The 824-nt window shown below is 49.8% G+C and carries 1 protein-coding gene; it reads right to left on the bottom strand.

Annotated elements, in window-relative coordinates; translation table 11 throughout:
- On the bottom strand, positions 1 to 824 hold an 824-nt coding region (locus DPN68_RS13200; RefSeq protein ID WP_157958514.1), incomplete at both ends, for a hypothetical protein.

An 824-nucleotide genomic window follows, 5' to 3' on the forward strand; every position in this document is an offset into this window, starting at 1 on the left:
CCCTCCACAAAGTATTTGAAGTGGAAGTAGTGCTGAGCCAGGGAAGCAAAGAGCGTCAATAAGCGTTCACGTCCCATGTAGCTTTGCAGGGTGTTTCGGATGCTCTGATAGGCTTTAGCGTTGCCGTTGAGCTCGATGACGAACCAGTTTTTCACGCTGGAGCGTATGGAGAACTCAACGCGCCAAATCTGAGGTGTGTACGGCTCACCATCTTTCAACTTGGTGTTGGCCACGAAGTCATCAATCAAACCACATCTGAACCAGGCATAACGTATATAGGGTTTCTTATACGACCCGGAAGAGGGGTCGAAGAGTTCCATGGTCTTGTTGTAGAATTTCGTTCCGACGTCTGATGATGGTGCGCCCCACGATAATGAGTTCCATTCCTGTCCGTTCCAACGGTCTGCACCGTGTGCGTGAATATTGCCCTGGTTGATTTTGCTGTAACGGTGTTTGAGGTAGCGAGAAAGGAATGACTGAGGGTCATCGCCATAGTCAAAGTATTCAAAATCGAGGCAGATGTCAACACGTGTGATGCGGTTGAATGTGTAGCCAAAATGCTCGATGAATTCTTGGAGCAGCTGAGCAGCGTCATCGTGGTAACAGGCATAGTTGGTTAGTCGGAGGTGACATTCTTCGGGAAGATGGATGCCTTCGGGAAGCTGGGAAGCTGGATTGCGTCTCACTTCCAGAAAGGGCTGTCCGTTGTCGTCCTGAATCGTAAACATTTCCTTGTAAACACGTGTGCCGTAAGGACGCTCGACAACCACAAAACCGACAGAGCGGAAGTAGTCAGCTGTGCGAGGTTGACCGAAAGGTTCAAG

The organism is Flavobacterium tibetense (assembly GCF_003293845.1).
In the GTDB taxonomy this organism is placed as follows: domain Bacteria; phylum Bacteroidota; class Bacteroidia; order Flavobacteriales; family Flavobacteriaceae; genus Flavobacterium; species Flavobacterium tibetense.